This is a genomic window from Aeromonas sp. ZOR0001, from assembly GCF_000801015.1.
GTDB classification, from domain to species: domain Bacteria; phylum Pseudomonadota; class Gammaproteobacteria; order Enterobacterales; family Aeromonadaceae; genus Aeromonas; species Aeromonas veronii.
In genome coordinates, this window is sequence record NZ_JRJY01000147.1 from 46390 (window position 1) to 61921 (window position 15532).

14 protein-coding genes are annotated in these 15532 nt (G+C 58.9%); 8 read left to right on the top strand and 6 right to left on the bottom strand.

Annotated features, from left to right (window positions below; translation table 11 throughout):
• The first annotated feature begins 39 nt into the window (after positions 1-39).
• The 5 genes from tsaB (at position 40) to rnd (ending at position 5359) form a co-directional block, all read left to right on the top strand.
• A complete protein-coding gene (gene tsaB, locus L972_RS18210) occupies positions 40-741 on the top strand; it encodes a tRNA (adenosine(37)-N6)-threonylcarbamoyltransferase complex dimerization subunit type 1 TsaB (protein ID WP_047440095.1) in 702 nt (233 codons plus the stop codon).
• A 119-nt stretch (positions 742-860) separates the two neighbouring features.
• Positions 861-1376, top strand: coding sequence for a Slp family lipoprotein (locus tag L972_RS18215; RefSeq protein WP_047440096.1), 516 nt, complete (start codon positions 861-863; stop codon positions 1374-1376).
• Between the two features lie 8 nt (positions 1377-1384).
• Positions 1385-2263: an alpha/beta fold hydrolase gene (locus L972_RS18220; RefSeq protein ID WP_047440098.1), complete on the top strand. Its 879-nt coding sequence runs from the start codon at positions 1385-1387 to the stop codon at positions 2261-2263.
• 198 nt (positions 2264-2461) lie between these two features.
• Positions 2462-4138: a long-chain-fatty-acid--CoA ligase FadD gene (fadD, locus tag L972_RS18225; RefSeq protein ID WP_085942148.1), complete on the top strand. Its 1677-nt coding sequence runs from the start codon at positions 2462-2464 to the stop codon at positions 4136-4138.
• Between the two features lie 108 nt (positions 4139-4246).
• A complete protein-coding gene (gene rnd, locus L972_RS18230; RefSeq protein ID WP_047440100.1) occupies positions 4247-5359 on the top strand; it encodes a ribonuclease D in 1113 nt (370 codons plus the stop codon).
• 809 nt (positions 5360-6168) lie between these two features.
• Here rnd and L972_RS18235 read toward each other — a convergent pair.
• The 3 genes from L972_RS18235 to selD are packed head-to-tail and all read right to left on the bottom strand — an operon-like array spanning position 6169 to position 8985.
• Positions 6169-6813, bottom strand: coding sequence for an MBL fold metallo-hydrolase (locus L972_RS18235; protein WP_047440101.1), 645 nt, complete (start codon positions 6811-6813; stop codon positions 6169-6171).
• Between the two features lie 22 nt (positions 6814-6835).
• The gene (mnmH, locus tag L972_RS18240; protein ID WP_047440103.1) at positions 6836-7951 is read right to left on the bottom strand and encodes a tRNA 2-selenouridine(34) synthase MnmH; all 1116 of its coding nucleotides are present in this window, start codon (positions 7949-7951) and stop codon (positions 6836-6838) included.
• On the bottom strand, positions 7948-8985 hold the full coding sequence (selD, locus tag L972_RS18245) for a selenide, water dikinase SelD (protein WP_047440105.1): 1038 nt from the start codon (positions 8983-8985) through the stop codon (positions 7948-7950). The genes mnmH and selD overlap by 4 nt, the downstream gene beginning before the upstream one ends.
• 403 nt (positions 8986-9388) lie before the next feature.
• Between selD and L972_RS18250 the strand changes: the two genes are divergently transcribed.
• Positions 9389-9817, top strand: coding sequence for a GNAT family N-acetyltransferase (locus L972_RS18250; protein ID WP_047440108.1), 429 nt, complete (start codon positions 9389-9391; stop codon positions 9815-9817).
• Between the two features lie 34 nt (positions 9818-9851).
• Here the strand turns inward: L972_RS18250 and L972_RS18255 are convergent, their stop codons facing one another.
• The 3 genes from L972_RS18255 to L972_RS18265 all read right to left on the bottom strand — a co-directional run bounded on the left by L972_RS18255 (position 9852) and on the right by L972_RS18265 (position 14122).
• A complete protein-coding gene (locus L972_RS18255) occupies positions 9852-11036 on the bottom strand; it encodes an acyltransferase family protein (RefSeq protein WP_047440113.1) in 1185 nt (394 codons plus the stop codon).
• 348 nt (positions 11037-11384) lie between these two features.
• Positions 11385-12578 (bottom strand): class I SAM-dependent methyltransferase, encoded by a 1194-nt coding sequence (locus tag L972_RS18260; RefSeq protein WP_047440115.1) that lies wholly within the window; start codon positions 12576-12578, stop codon positions 11385-11387.
• Positions 12579-12691: 113 nt separating this feature from the next.
• On the bottom strand, positions 12692-14122 hold the full coding sequence (locus tag L972_RS18265; protein ID WP_047440117.1) for a methyl-accepting chemotaxis protein: 1431 nt from the start codon (positions 14120-14122) through the stop codon (positions 12692-12694).
• An 82-nt stretch (positions 14123-14204) separates the two neighbouring features.
• Between L972_RS18265 and L972_RS18270 the strand changes: the two genes are divergently transcribed.
• Together L972_RS18270 and L972_RS18275 are read left to right on the top strand one after the other, a co-directional pair.
• On the top strand, positions 14205-14477 hold the full coding sequence (locus L972_RS18270; RefSeq protein ID WP_005345583.1) for an acylphosphatase: 273 nt from the start codon (positions 14205-14207) through the stop codon (positions 14475-14477).
• A gap of 15 nt (positions 14478-14492) precedes the next feature.
• Entirely contained in the window at positions 14493-15359 is an 867-nt protein-coding gene (locus L972_RS18275) for a CHAD domain-containing protein (RefSeq protein WP_047440120.1), read from the top strand.
• The last annotated feature ends 173 nt before the right edge of the window (positions 15360-15532 follow it).

Consider the following 15532-nt stretch of genomic DNA (forward strand, 5'->3'; position numbering starts at 1 on the left):
CGGTTATGTAATTGACTGATTTTATAGAGATTGGAAAGCATGAACGAGTTGAAGATCCTGGCCGTAGATACCGCCACTGAAGCCTGCTCCGCCGCCCTGCTGGTGGGTGACAAGCTGTTCTCCCGCTGGGAGGAGGCGCCACGGGATCACACCCGAAAAATCCTGCCCATGGTTCAGGCTGTGTTAGAGGATGCCGGGATAAGTTTGAGTGACCTCGATGCCATCGCGTTCGGCCGCGGCCCGGGCTCCTTTACCGGCGTGCGGATCGGCATCAGTGTGGCGCAAGGTCTGGCGTTTGGTGCGGGTGTGCCGCTGATTGGCATCTCGACCCTGGCCGCCATGGCGCAAGGCGCCTATCGACTGGATGGCGCCCAGCAGGTGCTGACCGCCATCGATGCGCGGATGAACGAGGTCTATTTCGGCCGCTATGAGCTAATTGATGGCCGCATGCAGCTGGTGGGGGACGAGGTGGTGAGCGAGCCCGCGGCACTGGTTGACGTCCGTGGCAAGCTGGCGGGCCCTGTGACCTGCGTCGGCACCGGTTTTGAAACCTATGGCGAGACCCTGAGTGGTCTGGCCGATGAGCTGGCGGTGAGCCAGGTGCGTTTCCCGGCGGCAGAAGACATGTTGCCGCTGGCCCGCGCCGCCTGGCTGGCGGGGGAGGCTGTGCCGGTTGACCAGGCGACGCCGGTCTATTTGCGTGACAAGGTGACCTGGAAAAAACTGCCAGGTCGCGAATAAGGGCAGGAGCGCTGACGTCATGTCGCTCTTGCCGCTCATCAGCTGCAACACAAGCGGATGGCCCCTACGGGCCACGCTGGCAACAGGAGAGTGACATGATGCGTAATAGCAGAAGCGACATGATGAAACGCACTATGGTGGTCGGGGCGCTGGCCCTGCTGCTCGGGGCCTGTAGCTCGGTTCCCAAGGAGCTGACCTATGAGCCAGAAAACCAGCTGGTGGCCTATCAACCCGCCCTTGGCGGAATGGAGGGCAAACCGGCGCGCTGGAGCGGCGTTATCTCGGCGGTGCACAACAAGGCGGATCAGAGCGTTATTGAAGTAGTCTATCTGCCGCTCAAGTCCAACGGTGTGCCGGAGCAGACCGAGCAGAGCCCGGGCCGTTTTCTGGCTATCATGAAGGGTTTTGTCGATCCGACCCTCTACGCCAAGGGGCGCAGCCTGACGGTGCTTGGCACCATAGGCAAACCGGTTGATAGCCAGATTGGCGAGCACAAGTACCGCTTCTCTGTGCTCAATGTGACGGGCAGCAAGCTGTGGCCACCAGTCAAGGAGGTGGAGGTGCGCTATATGGACCCCTACTTCTACGACCCCTTCTATGATCCCTTCTGGCCGAGACGGCCGCTGCGTCGCTAAGGCTTGCCATGATCAAGAGCATCAAAAGCACTCTGCACGAACGTCTGCTCACCTTGGCAGATGGGCGGCGGGTAGCGCTGTTGGAGAACCACTCCGCTGAGCATGATCAACAGGGCAAACCCCTGTTGATCGCCTTGCATGGCTGGCTCGACAACAGTGCCAGCTTCTTGCCGCTGGCGCCGCATCTGGGGGATTTTCACCTCATCTGTGTCGATCTGCCGGGGCACGGTCACTCAGATCACAAAACCACCCCTTATGTCTTTGTTGACTGGCTGGACGATCTCTACCAGATCGCGCAGGCGGCCGGCTGGTCGCGCTTCACTCTGCTCGGTCACTCCCTCGGGGCGTTGATCGCCTCGACCTATGCCGGGGTGTTTCCCGAACAGGTGGAACGGCTGATCATGCTGGAGGGGCTGGGCCCGCTCAGTCAGCCCGATGAGGAGGTACCTGCCCAGCTGCGACGTGCGATTTTAAACCGCAGTCGCACCCGGGAGCGCAGTGCCAACGGCTTTGCCTCCATCGATGAAGCCGTGGCTGCTCGTTGCAAAGTGGCGGATATCACGCCGCAGTCGGCGCGTCTTATCTGTGAGCGGCAGCTTGAGATGAGGGCAGGGCGCTGGTACTGGCGCAGCGACCCCCGCTTGCGGGATCTTTCACCCCTGAGAATGAGCGAAGGACAGGCTCGTGCATTGATGGTGGCTATCCGTTGTCCTGTGCTGTTGATTCAGGGGGAGCAGGGCTTTGCTGCGCTTGAAGCCCAATGGCAGGCCCGTCAGGATGCCTTCCAGCAGATCGAGCGGGTCATATTGGGTGGAAACCACCATTTTCATATGGAAAATTCGGTTGATACGGCCGTTTGTATCGTAAAGTTTTGTCAAGTTCGGTAGAATCGCCAGCTTTCAATAATTCCAGGTTTGTTTTCTCCCTCACATTTTTCTGTTGTTAATTTGCTGTTAATTGATGTTGCGCTGTGTAAATATGTGCGGCATTAGAGCATCAGCTTAAAACAACCGATTAAAATGGATGTGAACCGGGACGGAGGCAACACAGTGAGCGCACAGGTGCTAGTTATGCAGGAGAAGTTTGTGGAAAAAGTCTGGCTGAAACGTTATCCGGAAGGGGTCCCCGCCGAGATCAATCCAGACCAATACAGCTCCCTGGTCGAGATGTTCGAATCCTCGGTGACCCAGTTTGCCGATCAGCCCGCCTTCGTCAACATGGGCCAAACCATCACCTACCGCCGGCTGGAAGAGCAGTCCCGCGCCTTTGCTGCCTACCTGCAAAACGAGCTGAAGCTGGAGAAAGGGGATCGGGTTGCGGTGATGATGCCGAACCTGTTGCAATACCCTATCGCCGTGTTCGGCATCCTGCGCGCCGGCATGATCGTGGTCAACGTCAACCCGCTCTATACCCCGCGCGAGCTGGAGCATCAGCTCAAAGACTCCGGTGCCAAGGCCATCGTCATCGTCTCCAACTTCGCCCATACCCTGGAAAAGGTGGTCTACGACACCCCGATCAAGCACGTTATCCTGACCCGGATGGGGGACAACCTGGGTCTGGCCAAGGGCACCCTGGTCAACTTCGTGGTCAAGTACGTCAAGAAGCTGGTGCCGAAATACAATCTGCCCCACGCCACCACAATGCGTCAGGCTCTCTCCAAGGGGCGTTTCCTGCAGTACATCAAGCCGGAGATCACCAACGACGATCTCGCCTTCCTGCAGTACACCGGTGGCACCACCGGCCTCTCCAAAGGGGCCATGCTGACCCATCGCAACATGATTGCCAACGTCGAGCAGTGCCTCGGCGTCTACGGCCCCATGCTGGAGCGTGGCAAGGAGTTCGTGGTCACTGCGCTGCCGCTCTACCACGTTTTTGCCCTGACCGTGAACTGCCTGCTGTTTATGCGTATCGGCGGTTACAACCTGCTGATCAGCAACCCGCGCGACATCCCGGGGTTTGTCAAAGAGATCAAGAAGTACCCGTTTACCTGCATTACCGGCGTGAACACCCTGTTCAATGCGCTGGTCAACAATGAAGAGTTTCAGGGGATCGCCTTTGACAAGCTCAAGCTGACCATCGGTGGCGGCATGGCGGTGCAGCGCGCGGTCGCGGAGAAGTGGAAGACGCTGACCGATACCCCGCTGCTGGAAGGCTATGGCCTAACCGAGTGCTCACCACTGGTGAGCGTCTGCCCCTACGATCTGACCGACTACAACGGTTCCATCGGTCTGCCGGTCTGCTCTACCGAGATCCGTCTGGTGGATGACAACGGTCAGGTGATCCACGCTCTCGGCACCCCCGGCGAAATGCAGGTGCGCGGCCCGCAGGTGATGGTGGGCTACTGGCAGCGCCCCGAGGCGACAGCCGAAGTGATGCAGGATGGCTGGCTCTGTACCGGTGATATCGCGGTGTGCGACGAGCAGGGCTTCTTCAAGATCGTTGACCGCAAGAAGGACATGATCCTGGTCTCCGGTTTCAACGTCTATCCGAACGAGATCGAAGATGTCGTTGCCCTGCACCCGAAAGTGCTGGAAGTGGCCGCCGTTGGCGTGCCGCACAAGGTCTCCGGTGAGCTGGTGAAGATCTTTGTGGTCAAGAAAGATGCAAAATTGCAGGAGGACGAGATTATTGCCCACTGTCGCAAACATCTGACTGCCTATAAGGTGCCGAAACTGGTAGAATTTCGTGACGAACTTCCCAAGACCAATGTGGGCAAGATCCTGCGCCGCGTACTGCGCGACGAGGAGATTGCCAAGCAATAACCGGACTGCGGCTGCAGAATCTTCTGCAAACCAGCACCGTCGTTATGCAAAACCGTGGGTCATCCCACGGTTTTTTCTTTTTGGCCCTGATCAACCGCGCAGGCACAGATGCACTATCAACTTATCACTCAGCAAGACGAACTTGAGCAGTATCTCGCTTCTCTGGCCGACGTTCCCCTGGCTATCGATACTGAATTCGTTCGCACCCGTACCTACTACCCCCAGCTTGGCCTGTTCCAGATCTATGACGGCGAGCATCTGGCGCTGCTGGATCCGCTGACGCTGGATCTCTCCTCCCTCTGGCAGCGACTTGGCAGGGAAGGGCAGATCGCCGTCCTGCACGCCTCTGGCGAAGATCTGGAGCTTATCCAACATCAGGCGGGCCACCTGCCCAACCAGATGCACGACACCCAGCTGGCTACCGCCTTCCTCGGTTACGGCGTCTCGGTCGGCTTTGGTGCGCTGGTGAATGAATTCCTCGGGGTCGAGCTGGAAAAAGATCAAGCGCGCACTGATTGGCTGGCCCGCCCGCTTACGCCACGTCAGCTTGAATACGCGGCAGCGGATGTCTTCTACCTGATGCCGCTCTACGAGAAGGTGATGGCCAAACTGCGGGAAAGCGGCAAGTTTGCCTGGTTCGAGCAGGAGTGTCAGAACCACTCCGCCCGCAAGACCCAGGGTAGCGATCCCCGTCAGGCATATCTTGACATCGTCAACGCCTGGCAACTGGGTCGCCGCGAGCTCGCCATTCTGCGCGAGCTGGCCGCCTGGCGCCAACAAGAGGCGGTGCGCCGGGATCTGGCCCTCAACTTCGTGGTCAAAGAGCTGCACCTGTTCAAGGTGGCAGAGCGTCGTCCTGCCTCCCTGCGGGATCTCAACGAGCTCGGCCTCTCGCCCATCGAGATCAAGATCCACGGCAAGCGGATGCTCGATATTGTCGCCAAGGCGCAGCAGAGCGATTCTGACAGCTGGCCCGAGCCCATTCGCCGGCTGGTGGACTTCCCCCAGTACAAGGCCGAGCTCAAGCGCATCAAGGCAATGGTGGAAGAGAAGGCCAAGGCGAGCAATATTCCGCCCGAGCTGATTGCCAGCAAGAAGATCATTCACCAGTACTTCACCTGGAGCTGGCGGATGAACGACGAAGAGCGGGCCCGCAGCGACAAGCCGATGCTGCTGCAAGGGTGGCGTCATGAGCTGGTCGGTCACCTGCTGGCACAATAAGCCACCAGACGGTTGCACCTATAAATCAATCCTCACCCTCGGGTGGGGATTTTTTATTTTCAGGGGATATTTATGATTTAAAATGTCAGAATATCTTGCGGTCGCTTATCAAATAATTGTGGCTCAAGAACAAGAGGTAGAAATAAACGCGCTTATTTTCATGACTGTGATGGCAATAAAAAATTATATATCATTAATTGTCTTATTGAACTTAATAGTGAAAATTCTTACAAGATAGATAGAGGTAAGTCCGCTACCAATAAGACTGCAAACATGCAGATAGGGTGATGCTTCAATAATTCCATTTCGCATGGCAGATGGGCATACTATAAAAATAGTCAACAAGAAGCACATAGGGATATTGATTGTATGCTGTCTATTTATTGCATTTCTATCATCTGGCCATATGAAAAAACCATATCTATATGCCATAACTAAAAAAATGGTGATCAACAATAGGTAGTATATAACTTGAGGCAGTACATAGGTTAGTAAGCTGCTGTAACTGGCCTGAATGGGGACAAACTCAGCTCTATATATTATTTCAAATGCAATATTAACGAGTAGTATTATTATCCCATGAATGATTGTTGGGCGTTTGTAATCTCTGATTCTATATCTGGCTCGTGACTTCTTCAGGAAAAAAATAAATAACAATATGGCAATAGCTAAAGCAAGATACATTTTTGTTCCCAAGTTTTGATGGTCAGAGACAAATCATGGTGAATTATAAAGACTCGCTTGTACCTATAGCAATGAGGACTTCATAAAAAAAGGAAAAGGCAGCGGAACACCGCTGCCTTTTTTGATCACCAGATAGGCTGGGTCAGGTAGGGGTTGCTCACCTTCTCGCGACCGAAGGTGGAGCTGGGGCCGTGACCCGGGATAAAGACGATTTCGTCGCCCAGCGGCAGCAGGGTCTCGGAGATCGACTTGATCAGCGTACCGTGATCGCCACGGGGGAAGTCGGTGCGGCCGATGCTGCCGGCAAACAGCACATCGCCAACCCAGGCGAGTTTTTCGGCCTGGTTCAGCAGCACGATATGACCCGGGGTGTGGCCGGGGCAGAAGTAGACATCCAGCTCGCACTGGCCAAGCTGCACCTTGTCACCCTGCTCAAGCCAGCGATCCGGCGTGAAGGCGGGGGTATGGGCGAAGCCGAACATCTGGCTCTGCTGGGGCAGCATGTCGAGCCAGAAAGCGTCTTCCTTGTGGGGGCCGGTAATGGCGACGCCGGTTTTTTCCCGCAACTCGGCTGCGGCACCCACATGATCCAGATGACCGTGGGTCAGCAGGATGTGGGTCAGGGTCAGGCCGCGTTTGGTGATGGCGGCCAGCAGTTTGTCTGCTTCGCCGCCCGGATCGATCAGGGCCGCCTGATGGGTCTCGTCACACCAGATGAGGGAGCAGTTCTGGGCGAACTGGGTGACCGAGATCACCTCGAATTTCAACATAGAGTTCCTCTCTTGGGATGGGTCAGCCGCGCAGCGCGCTGGCATGCTGCTCGGCGAAATAGTCGAGGCAGGCCTGCTTGTCACCGCGAAACACGATGCGCTCCTGCTTGTTGCCAAGCTGATAGAGATACATGGGGTCGTAGTAGCGGGTCAGCAGCAACGTGATCCAGGCCAGATGCAGCGCGGTATCACCGCTCTTTTCCTGCTCGGTGAGGGCGGTTTGCATCAGGGCATCCAGCTCACGGTGGGTCTGATCGCCGAGGCGGCGCTTGAGACGGGCCAACGCATCGGTGAGGTAGGCGGCAAACAGCGGCCATCCCTCTTCTTGGCCATACATGGCTTGATAGCGCAGCCAGAGATCGTGCACGTAATCTTCGCGGATCTGCTCGGCGCGATCGATCTGCGGTACATCTACCACCACCAGCTGTGCCTGACTCATGGCCTCATGGAGGGAGAGGGGCAGGCAGCAGCGGCCAATCAGGCGGCTCTCGTCCTCGACTACGAAGGCATGCTCGCCCTGATGGCGGCGCTTGAGCAGTTCGATGGCCATGTTGTTTTCAAAGTTGATGTTGCTGGGCTGGCCGCCGGGCAGCTGACCAAACGACGAGCCCCTGTGATGGGCGTGTCCTTCCAGATCGAGCGCCTGGGCCACGTGGTCCAGCATATGGGTCTTGCCGGAGCCGGTCATGCCGGTCAGCACAGTCCAGCGGCACTCTGCAGAGGCCTTGTCCTGGGTGTCGATCAGGAAGCGGCGCAGCTCCTTGTAGCCACCGGCGACGCGGGGGCGAGTCACCCCCGCTTCAGCCAGCCACTGTTGTACGGTTTGCGAGCGCAGGCCGCCGCGAAAGCAGTAGAGCAGGGCATCGGGCTGCTTGCGCAACTGCGCCAGCCAGCCTTCGATACGTTCGGCACGCACTGCTCCCCCCACCAGCTTGTGTCCAAGCTCAATGGCGGCGGCCTGACCCTGCTTCTTGAAGCAGGTCCCCACCTGGGCGCGCTCATCGTCTGTCATCAAGGGCAGGCTGGTCGAGCAGGGGAAGGCCCCCTCCTTGAACTCGATGGGGGCGCGCACATCAATCAACGGCACATCGCCTAAAAAAATCTGGGCGTAGTCCGTGGCCAGTGGCAATTCACTCATTGGACAATCTCGATAAAGCGGGAGCCCTCAAGGGGCTTGATCTGACCGATGGGCGAGAGTTCTAGCCCAGCGTCTTGCGCGATGGCGAGCAGCTCGGCTTCGCTCTCTTTACCCACGGCGACCAGCAGGCCGCCGCTGGTTTGAGGATCGCACATGATGTTGCGGGTGCGATCGTCCATAGCATCCAGCTTGTGGCCGTAGGAGTCATGGTTGCGCAGGGTACCGCCCGGAACGCAGCCCTCACTCAGGTAGTAATCCACCTCGTCCAGTAGCGGCAGCGCCTTGAAGTCGAGGCGGGCGCTGACATTGGATCCTTCGCACATCTCCAGCAGATGGCCAGCCAGACCAAAACCGGTGACGTCGGTCATGGCGTGCACACCCGGCAGCTCGGCAAAACGCTGGCCAATCTTGTTGAGGGTGCACATGGCGTTGGGGGCTAGCTGCTCGTGTTCGGGCTTGAGCTTGCCCTTCTTCTGGGCGGTGGTGAGGATACCGATACCGAGGGGCTTGGTCAGATAGAGGGTGTCACCCACCTTGGCGGTGTCGTTCTGCTTGATGGCATCAAGGGGCACGATACCGGTGACCGCGAGGCCGAAGATGGGCTCGGGGGCATCGATACTGTGACCACCGGCCAGCGAAATGCCCGCTTCGTGGCACACCTGACGGCCGCCATCGATCACCTGCTGGGCCACTTCGGCGGGCAGGGTATTGATGGGCCAGCCGAGGATGGCGATGGCAACGATGGGCTTGCCCCCCATGGCGTAGATATCGCTGATGGCGTTGGTGGCGGCGATGCGGCCAAAGGTGAAGGGATCATCGACGATGGGCATGAAGAAGTCGGTGGTGGAGACAATGCCCTGACCGTTGCCGATATCGACCACGGCCGCGTCATCTTTGCTGCTGTTGCCAACGATCAGGGTCGGGTCGTTGAAGCCCGGGATCTGGCTCTTGAGGATGGTGTCGAGTACCTTGGGAGAGATTTTGCAGCCGCAGCCAGCGCCGTGGCTGTATTGGGTCAGACGAATGGAAGACATACTTACCCCTTTTATTTGCAAACAGAGCAGAGGCTCTGTGGAGCCGTCTTGGTCAATGGGCGGCCTTGTAGAGAGAATGACAAGAAGCCGCAAATATGGGTGGCCTCGGTGCCAACAGGGGCAGCGATGACTGGCAGTTATGAAGGACCACCAGGCCGGACGGGGAAGAAAAGGGCGACAAGGTGCGCCAGCGCAGCCCCGCCAAGGGCCACAGGACGGGGCATTATGCCACATTTGCCCCTTGGGGTTCGAACAGGAATTCACATAAACAGCAGGGAATTGCCCGCACTTGTCTGTCATCGGTCTGGATCCGGCGCTGGCTGATTGATTGCAGTGCAGATGCAGCAAAGAGAACGTCAAAGTGCAACGGCGTGTGCAACCACAACCCGCGGAGGAGAGCTTAGTGACCACCACATTTTTGGTTAACCACCCCATTACCACGGCGCAGTTTGCGGCGTTGTTGGCGCAGACCTCGCTGGGGGCGAGACGGCCGCTGGACCATCCGGCCATCCTGCAGGGCATGCTGGATAACGCCAATTTGCTGATCACCGCCTGGCAGGGCGAGACCCTGGTCGGTGTGGCCCGCTCGGTGACCGATTTTCATTTTTGCTGCTACCTCTCGGATCTGGCGGTGGCCGAGTCGGTGCAGGGGCAGGGGATTGGCAAAGCCCTTATTCGCGAGACGTTTTTGCAATTGCAGCCGGGCTGCAAGCTGATCCTGCTGGCCGCACCGCAGGCAGTGGCGTACTACCCCAAGCTCGGATTTAGCCAGCACCCGAGCGCCTGGGTGATGAGCAGTCTGGATGAACTGGTACTGGATGAGTTGGCATAAGCCCGTCAACTCATCCAGACAGGGTGAGATTAACTTATCCGGCTTGCTCCAGCGCCGGTTGCCGTGACTTGCCCCAGCGGCGCAGGCGCCGTTGCAGTGGTCGCTCCAGCAGGTTGTAGCTCAACGCCGAGAGTCCGATCAGCACCGCCAGCATCAGCAAGGTTGCCACTACCCCCAGCAGCGGGTTGGTCTGGCCATACCACCACTCGGTGATCTCCGGCGCCAGATAGTGGATGAGCTCGCAGCCGGTGAGCAGTACCAGCGCATGGAGCAGGTAGATGGAGTAGGAGAGATCCCCCAGCCAGTTGGTGAAGCGGCTATCCAAAAGGCGCAGCAGCGGACTCCGGCGCTCCCCCTGGGCGGCGGCAATCCAGATCAACAGCATGTAGGAGCCGATCAGCAGCAGGGTCAGCTGCGGCGTCATGGTGAACTGCATCAGCGCAAAGGGCAGCACAAAGGCGACCAGCAGTGGCAGATCATGCTTCATCATGGGCGAGCCTTTCGCGGCCTTGACCCTCGGCAGCAGCCAGAGGCCGAGCACAAATTCACTTACCCCGCGCCCCACCGCCAGCGCGCCGCTGGTGACATCCAGCGTGCCGCGACTGTGCACGATAAAGGCCAGCACCGTCAGCGCCAGCAGGGGGGCGAGATGGCTCCAGCGACTGCGGGTCACCGCCAGCGGGATAAGCAGCGGGAACAGCAGGTAGCTGATCCACTCTACGCTGAGCGACCAGGCGGCGAAGTTCCAGGTCAACCCGTGATCGGTGACCACCTGCAATAGCAGGAAGGCGCTGGGCAGCGCTTCGGCCGGGGTGAAGGGGGAACCGAAAGGCGGCATCCCTTCCCACTCCCACATCTTGAACAAGGGGCCGGCGTAGAAGCCCACCCCGTGCTGTGCCTTGTAAAGTTCCCAGCCGACCAGCAGCAGCAGGGTCACCAGATAGAGGGGGTAGACGCGGGTCAGCCGTAGCCAGAGAAAACGGCCGTAGCTCACGGTGCGGGGCGTGCGGGTGAAGGCCTCGCCATAGACATGGGCCAGCACCACACCGCTCAAAATAAAGAACAAGTCGACCCAGAGGTAGCCGTTCTCGATGAGTTGGGTGTGGCCTGCGATCGACTCCATCCACTGGGGAAAGAGCAGCAAGCGGGCATGGAACAGCACCACCATCAGGGCAGCGATGCCCCGCAGCGGCGTTAACAGCGGCAATGATTGATTCATATCGGGATCCCTTGTGATGTTCAGCTTGGCCTGACATCTATTTTGTTGTTGTGCCGCCCATCAATCCTGACGGGACGGTTGCCTCGGCTCGGCTGCCGCAGGCGGGATCACACTACGGAAAAGAGAGTCATACGGATGTGATTTGAATCATAAATGTGCAGCTTTTGTGCAAAGAAATTTAAACAGAGAAGCCGTGGAGAGCAGGTAGGGAAAGAGGAGGAGAGAGAACACGAATAACGCAGAGAGGGTTGTCATCGGGATGACGTCAGGCTCAGGCCCATACGGCGCGATGCAAAACAATCAGGCCCGCAATGGGCCTGATTGATTACAAGGGAAGATGACGGCCGATCAGCGGGCGCGCACCACCAGACCCTTGAGGTAGAAGCCTTCCGGATAGGCGGTACCGATAGGGTGATCGGAGGCCTGGGAGAGCAGCTCCAGGATCTGGGCATCGCGACCGGCATCGAGCGCCGCATCGGCAACGATCTTCTGGAACAGGCTCTGCTCCATCAGGCCGGAGCAGGAGTAGGTCAGCAGCACGCCACCCGGCGCCAGCAGCTGGAACGCCAGCATGTTGATGTCCTTGTAGCCTCGGCAGGCACCCAGCAACTGGGCCTTGCTCTCGGCGAATTTGGGCGGATCCAGCACGATGACATCGAACTTCTCGCCCTTCTCGCGGTATTCACGCAGCAGCTTGAATACGTCGTGACGGACAAACTGGGTGTTGCTGGTATCCAGCCCGTTCAGCTCGGCGTTCTGGCGGGCGATATCCAGCGCATTCTGGGAGAGATCGACGTTGACCACTTCCTTGGCGCCGCCCTTGAGGGCATAAACGCCAAAACCGCCGGTGTAGCAGAAGCAGTTGAGCACCCGCTTGCCTTCGGTGTACTTGGCGGCAGCCTGACGGTTGTCACGCTGATCCAGATAGAAACCGGTTTTGTGGCCGTTGCGAATGTCTACCAGGATCTTGACGCCACCGTTCTCCTCGATGACCACCGGCTCGTTCGGGGTCTCGCCATAGATGACGCCGGTGCGCTCTTTCAGCCCTTCCTTCTTGCGCACTGCCACGTCGGAGCGCTCATAGATGCTGCACTCTGGGTAGAGGGTACGCAGTGCTTGCATTATCAGCTCACGCTGGAACTCGGCGCCGGCAGAGAGGACCTGGCACACCAGAAAATCGGCATAACGGTCGATGGTCAGACCCGGCAGGCCGTCGGATTCGGCGGCGCACAGGCGATAACCGGTGAGACCCTGACGCTTGATCAGCGGATCGCGAGACTCCTGCGCATATTTGAGACGACGGATAAAGAAGTCGAGATCGACGGTCTCATCCTTGTCGAAGGTCCAGACCCGGGCACGGATCTGGGAGCTGCCTGACCAGGCGCCACGGGCGAGCCACTTGCCATCGTTGGCATAGATCTCGACGGTATCGCCGTCAATGGGGTTGCCCTGAACCCGCTCAATCCCCTTGGAGAAGATCCAGGGGTGGCGACGCAGCAGGGATTTTTCGCGGCCTTTGACGAGATAGATGGAAGCGCTCATGAATGTTTGCCGATGGTAGAAAGAAAAGGGGCCACATTCTATGTGGCCCACAGGTAAAACTCAAACAGCACTGTGTAATGGATGGGGTTGCCCTGATCTGACACCTCATACGGTCAGAGCTTAATCCCCTTGAGTGCCTGGGTCAGTTCGCTGGCGGTGGCTTTCAGCCCTTGTGTGCCGGCTACCGAGGCACTGGCAGACTCCTCCACCTGCGCCGCTTCATGGCGCACCTGATCCAGATTGTGGGTGATCTCGGCGGCGACCGAGCTCTGCTCCTCGCTGGAGGTGGCGATCTGGGTGCTCATCTCCAGCACCGCATCGCTGTGGTTGCTCAGTTTTTCGATATCGAGCCCCACTTCGCTGATGAGCTGCTGGCTGCTGGCGGCACGCCCCACGGTTTTCTCCATGATCTCGTTCAGTGCGCCGGTACCGGTCTGCAGCTCTTCGATCATCTGCTGGATCTCCACCGTCGCTTGCTGGGTACGGCTGGCGAGGGTACGCACCTCATCAGCTACCACCGCAAAGCCGCGACCCTGCTCACCGGCACGGGCCGCTTCGATGGCGGCGTTGAGGGCCAACAAGTTGGTCTGCTGGGAGATGGCGTTGATGACGTTGACCACCTCGTTGATGCGGTTGGCATTGTGGGTGAGCCGCTCGACCGCGCCGGAGGCGTTGCCAATCTCGTCGGCCAGAGTACGGATCGCTTCGATGGTGCGGGCCACCCGGTTGGCGCCATTGGCTGCCTCTTCGCTCGATTGACGGGTCTGCTGCAGGGTGTCGTTGGCATTGCGCGCCACTTCGCGGATCGCCGCCGACATCTGCTCCATGGCAGTGGCCAGTGAATCCATGTGTTGGCGCTGGGAACGCGCCATGGTCTCGCCTTCGCGGGCATGGTCACGAAACTCGTCGGCGGCCATGGTCAGCGCTTCGGCAGACTCCTCCACCAGTTTGACGATCTGGTGCTGGCGGTCGGTAAAGCGGTCAATGCTGCCCGCCAGGGTGGAGAACTCGTCCCGCACCGGGAAGAAGTTGAGGCGGAAGGTGAGATCCCCGTCCGCCACGGTTTGCAGCGCCTTGTTGGTGGAGTACAGGGCGCCGGAGACAAAGGTCATCATGTAGTGGATCACCAGCGCCATCAGGGCGGCCAGCGCGCCGATGAGGAGCAGGGTCGAGCCCTGACCCTCCCACATGGATAGGTTGCCGGTGTCGAAATCGCCGGTGACGTAGCCTGCCTGACCTGCTGGCGCGGTAAAGAGGTAGTGACCTCCTTGATGCTGCAACCCGCTGCTGCCTTGTCGAGTCAGACGCAGATCAGCAGGCAACACCAGAGTGGGCTGCTGGCTGACCAGCTGCGCCGTGGTCTCAACCCGTTGCTGCAACTGCGCTACCCGCAGGGAGAGCTCCTGCTGATGGCTGGCCGCCAGCATATACCAGCTGAGAAAGGCGATGATGAAGAGAGGTAACCAGAACGCGATATGGAATTTTTCACTGATGGTGAGGTGAATGAGATAGCGGTCAACCCACCGGAATTTAACTTCTTTCATAATGGAGCTGCATCCTGCAGAGATAGAGTGTCGGGCACATTATCGTCTCGGGAATTTTTTTCTTAAGCGGAAGGTGTGAGAAATGGGAGAGCAATCGTTTGTCATTCGGGTGTGGGGGCAGGTGCAGGGGGTGGGATTTCGCTATTTCACCCGCGAGCGGGCGCTGCAACTGGGTTTGCGTGGCCATGCCTACAACCTGGAGGATGGATCGGTGGAGATCCTCATCAGCGGCCCCGCGCAGGGGGTGCAGATGATGCTGGGGTGGCTGGAACATGGCCCGCGCACCGCCAGGGTGACCCGGATGGAGTATGAAGAGGCGCTGCCGCCCACCGGTCAGGGCTTTCACACCAACTGAAGGGGCGGAGACGAGATGGACGCTGACAAGGAAGGTCTGTTGCTGACTCAGGCAACAAGCTGGGTCGCCCGTTATCAGGAGGCGGCGCGGGCGGTGCGCGAAGAGGCCAGCGAACCGGCCGTGCATGGCTACCGTATCGCAGCGCGCCGCTTGCTGGCGCTGCTCGCCCTGTGGCGGCCACTCACCTATCATCCCGAGCTGGAGCGGCGTCTGCTGCGCTCGGTCGGGCGGCTTTCGGCGCTGCGGGATGCGCAGGTCTACGCCGAGCGTTTTGGCAAGCCGCCTGCCAGCACTGGCAATACTCACAAATCTGCCTGTCGCGTACCCCTGTTGTCACGGCGACTGGCCCGCTGGCTCGCGGCGGTGGTGCAGGTGCAGGATGCGCGGGCATTGGCGTTCTTCTATCAGCAGCATCTGGCCCTGCGCCTTGATGAGGCGCAGAGCGCTCTCGATGAACCTCTTCCCTGCGTTGGGAAATCTGCCAGCTCCCGTCAGCAACAGTTGCGCCGCTGGCATCGGCTGCGCCTCGAGATCAAGCAGGCCCGTTATGGCGTGGAACTGTTGCTGGATCTGGGGAGTGGAGAGCCCGGCTGGTTGAGCACCCTGACTCACTGGCAGGAGCGACTCGGCCAGTTGCAGGATTGGCGGCAATGGCGGCGGAGGTTGCGAGCAGAGCAGGGGAACACCCGCAAGCAGGCGAAACTGCGGCAGCAGTTGAAGGGAAAGATCACCGCCCGTTTGCGTCAACTGGACTGCCAGCAGGCGGAGCTGGTGGCGCTCAAACTGGCGATGCAGGCAGGCTACAACGTGGATGACATGCCAAGTTGGGTGGTCAGGTATTCAGAACACAATGTATCGTCCGCCAAGTCAAGCGGTGGATAGCCCCGAGGCCGCAATCTACGAAAGTCATCCGCGACCAGCATCTACAAAAACTATCCAGGCCAAACAGGTGAGACAAAAAAGAGAGGCCGTTTGACCTAATGCCGATCAGTTAAGGATCCATTGACCGAACCTTCTGATGTGTGAAAATCCGAAACCTGTTGATTGGTTTCGGA

Bases quoted from the DNA above. Each gene is read 5' to 3' on its own strand.
- rnd (WP_047440100.1), top strand. From the start codon at position 4,247: ATGCACTATCAACTTATCACTCAGCAAGACGAACTTGAGCAGTATCTC.
- L972_RS18270 (WP_005345583.1), top strand. From the start codon at position 14,205: ATGGGAGAGCAATCGTTTGTCATTCGGGTGTGGGGGCAGGTGCAGGGG.
- L972_RS18260 (WP_047440115.1), bottom strand. From the start codon at position 12,578: ATGAGCGCTTCCATCTATCTCGTCAAAGGCCGCGAAAAATCCCTGCTG.
- selD (WP_047440105.1), bottom strand. From the start codon at position 8,985: ATGTCTTCCATTCGTCTGACCCAATACAGCCACGGCGCTGGCTGCGGC.
- L972_RS18275 (WP_047440120.1), top strand. From the start codon at position 14,493: ATGGACGCTGACAAGGAAGGTCTGTTGCTGACTCAGGCAACAAGCTGG.
- L972_RS18220 (WP_047440098.1), top strand. From the start codon at position 1,385: ATGATCAAGAGCATCAAAAGCACTCTGCACGAACGTCTGCTCACCTTG.
- L972_RS18235 (WP_047440101.1), bottom strand. From the start codon at position 6,813: ATGTTGAAATTCGAGGTGATCTCGGTCACCCAGTTCGCCCAGAACTGC.
- L972_RS18215 (WP_047440096.1), top strand. From the start codon at position 861: ATGATGAAACGCACTATGGTGGTCGGGGCGCTGGCCCTGCTGCTCGGG.
- L972_RS18255 (WP_047440113.1), bottom strand. From the start codon at position 11,036: ATGAATCAATCATTGCCGCTGTTAACGCCGCTGCGGGGCATCGCTGCC.
- L972_RS18265 (WP_047440117.1), bottom strand. From the start codon at position 14,122: ATGAAAGAAGTTAAATTCCGGTGGGTTGACCGCTATCTCATTCACCTC.
- tsaB (WP_047440095.1), top strand. From the start codon at position 40: ATGAACGAGTTGAAGATCCTGGCCGTAGATACCGCCACTGAAGCCTGC.
- mnmH (WP_047440103.1), bottom strand. From the start codon at position 7,951: ATGAGTGAATTGCCACTGGCCACGGACTACGCCCAGATTTTTTTAGGC.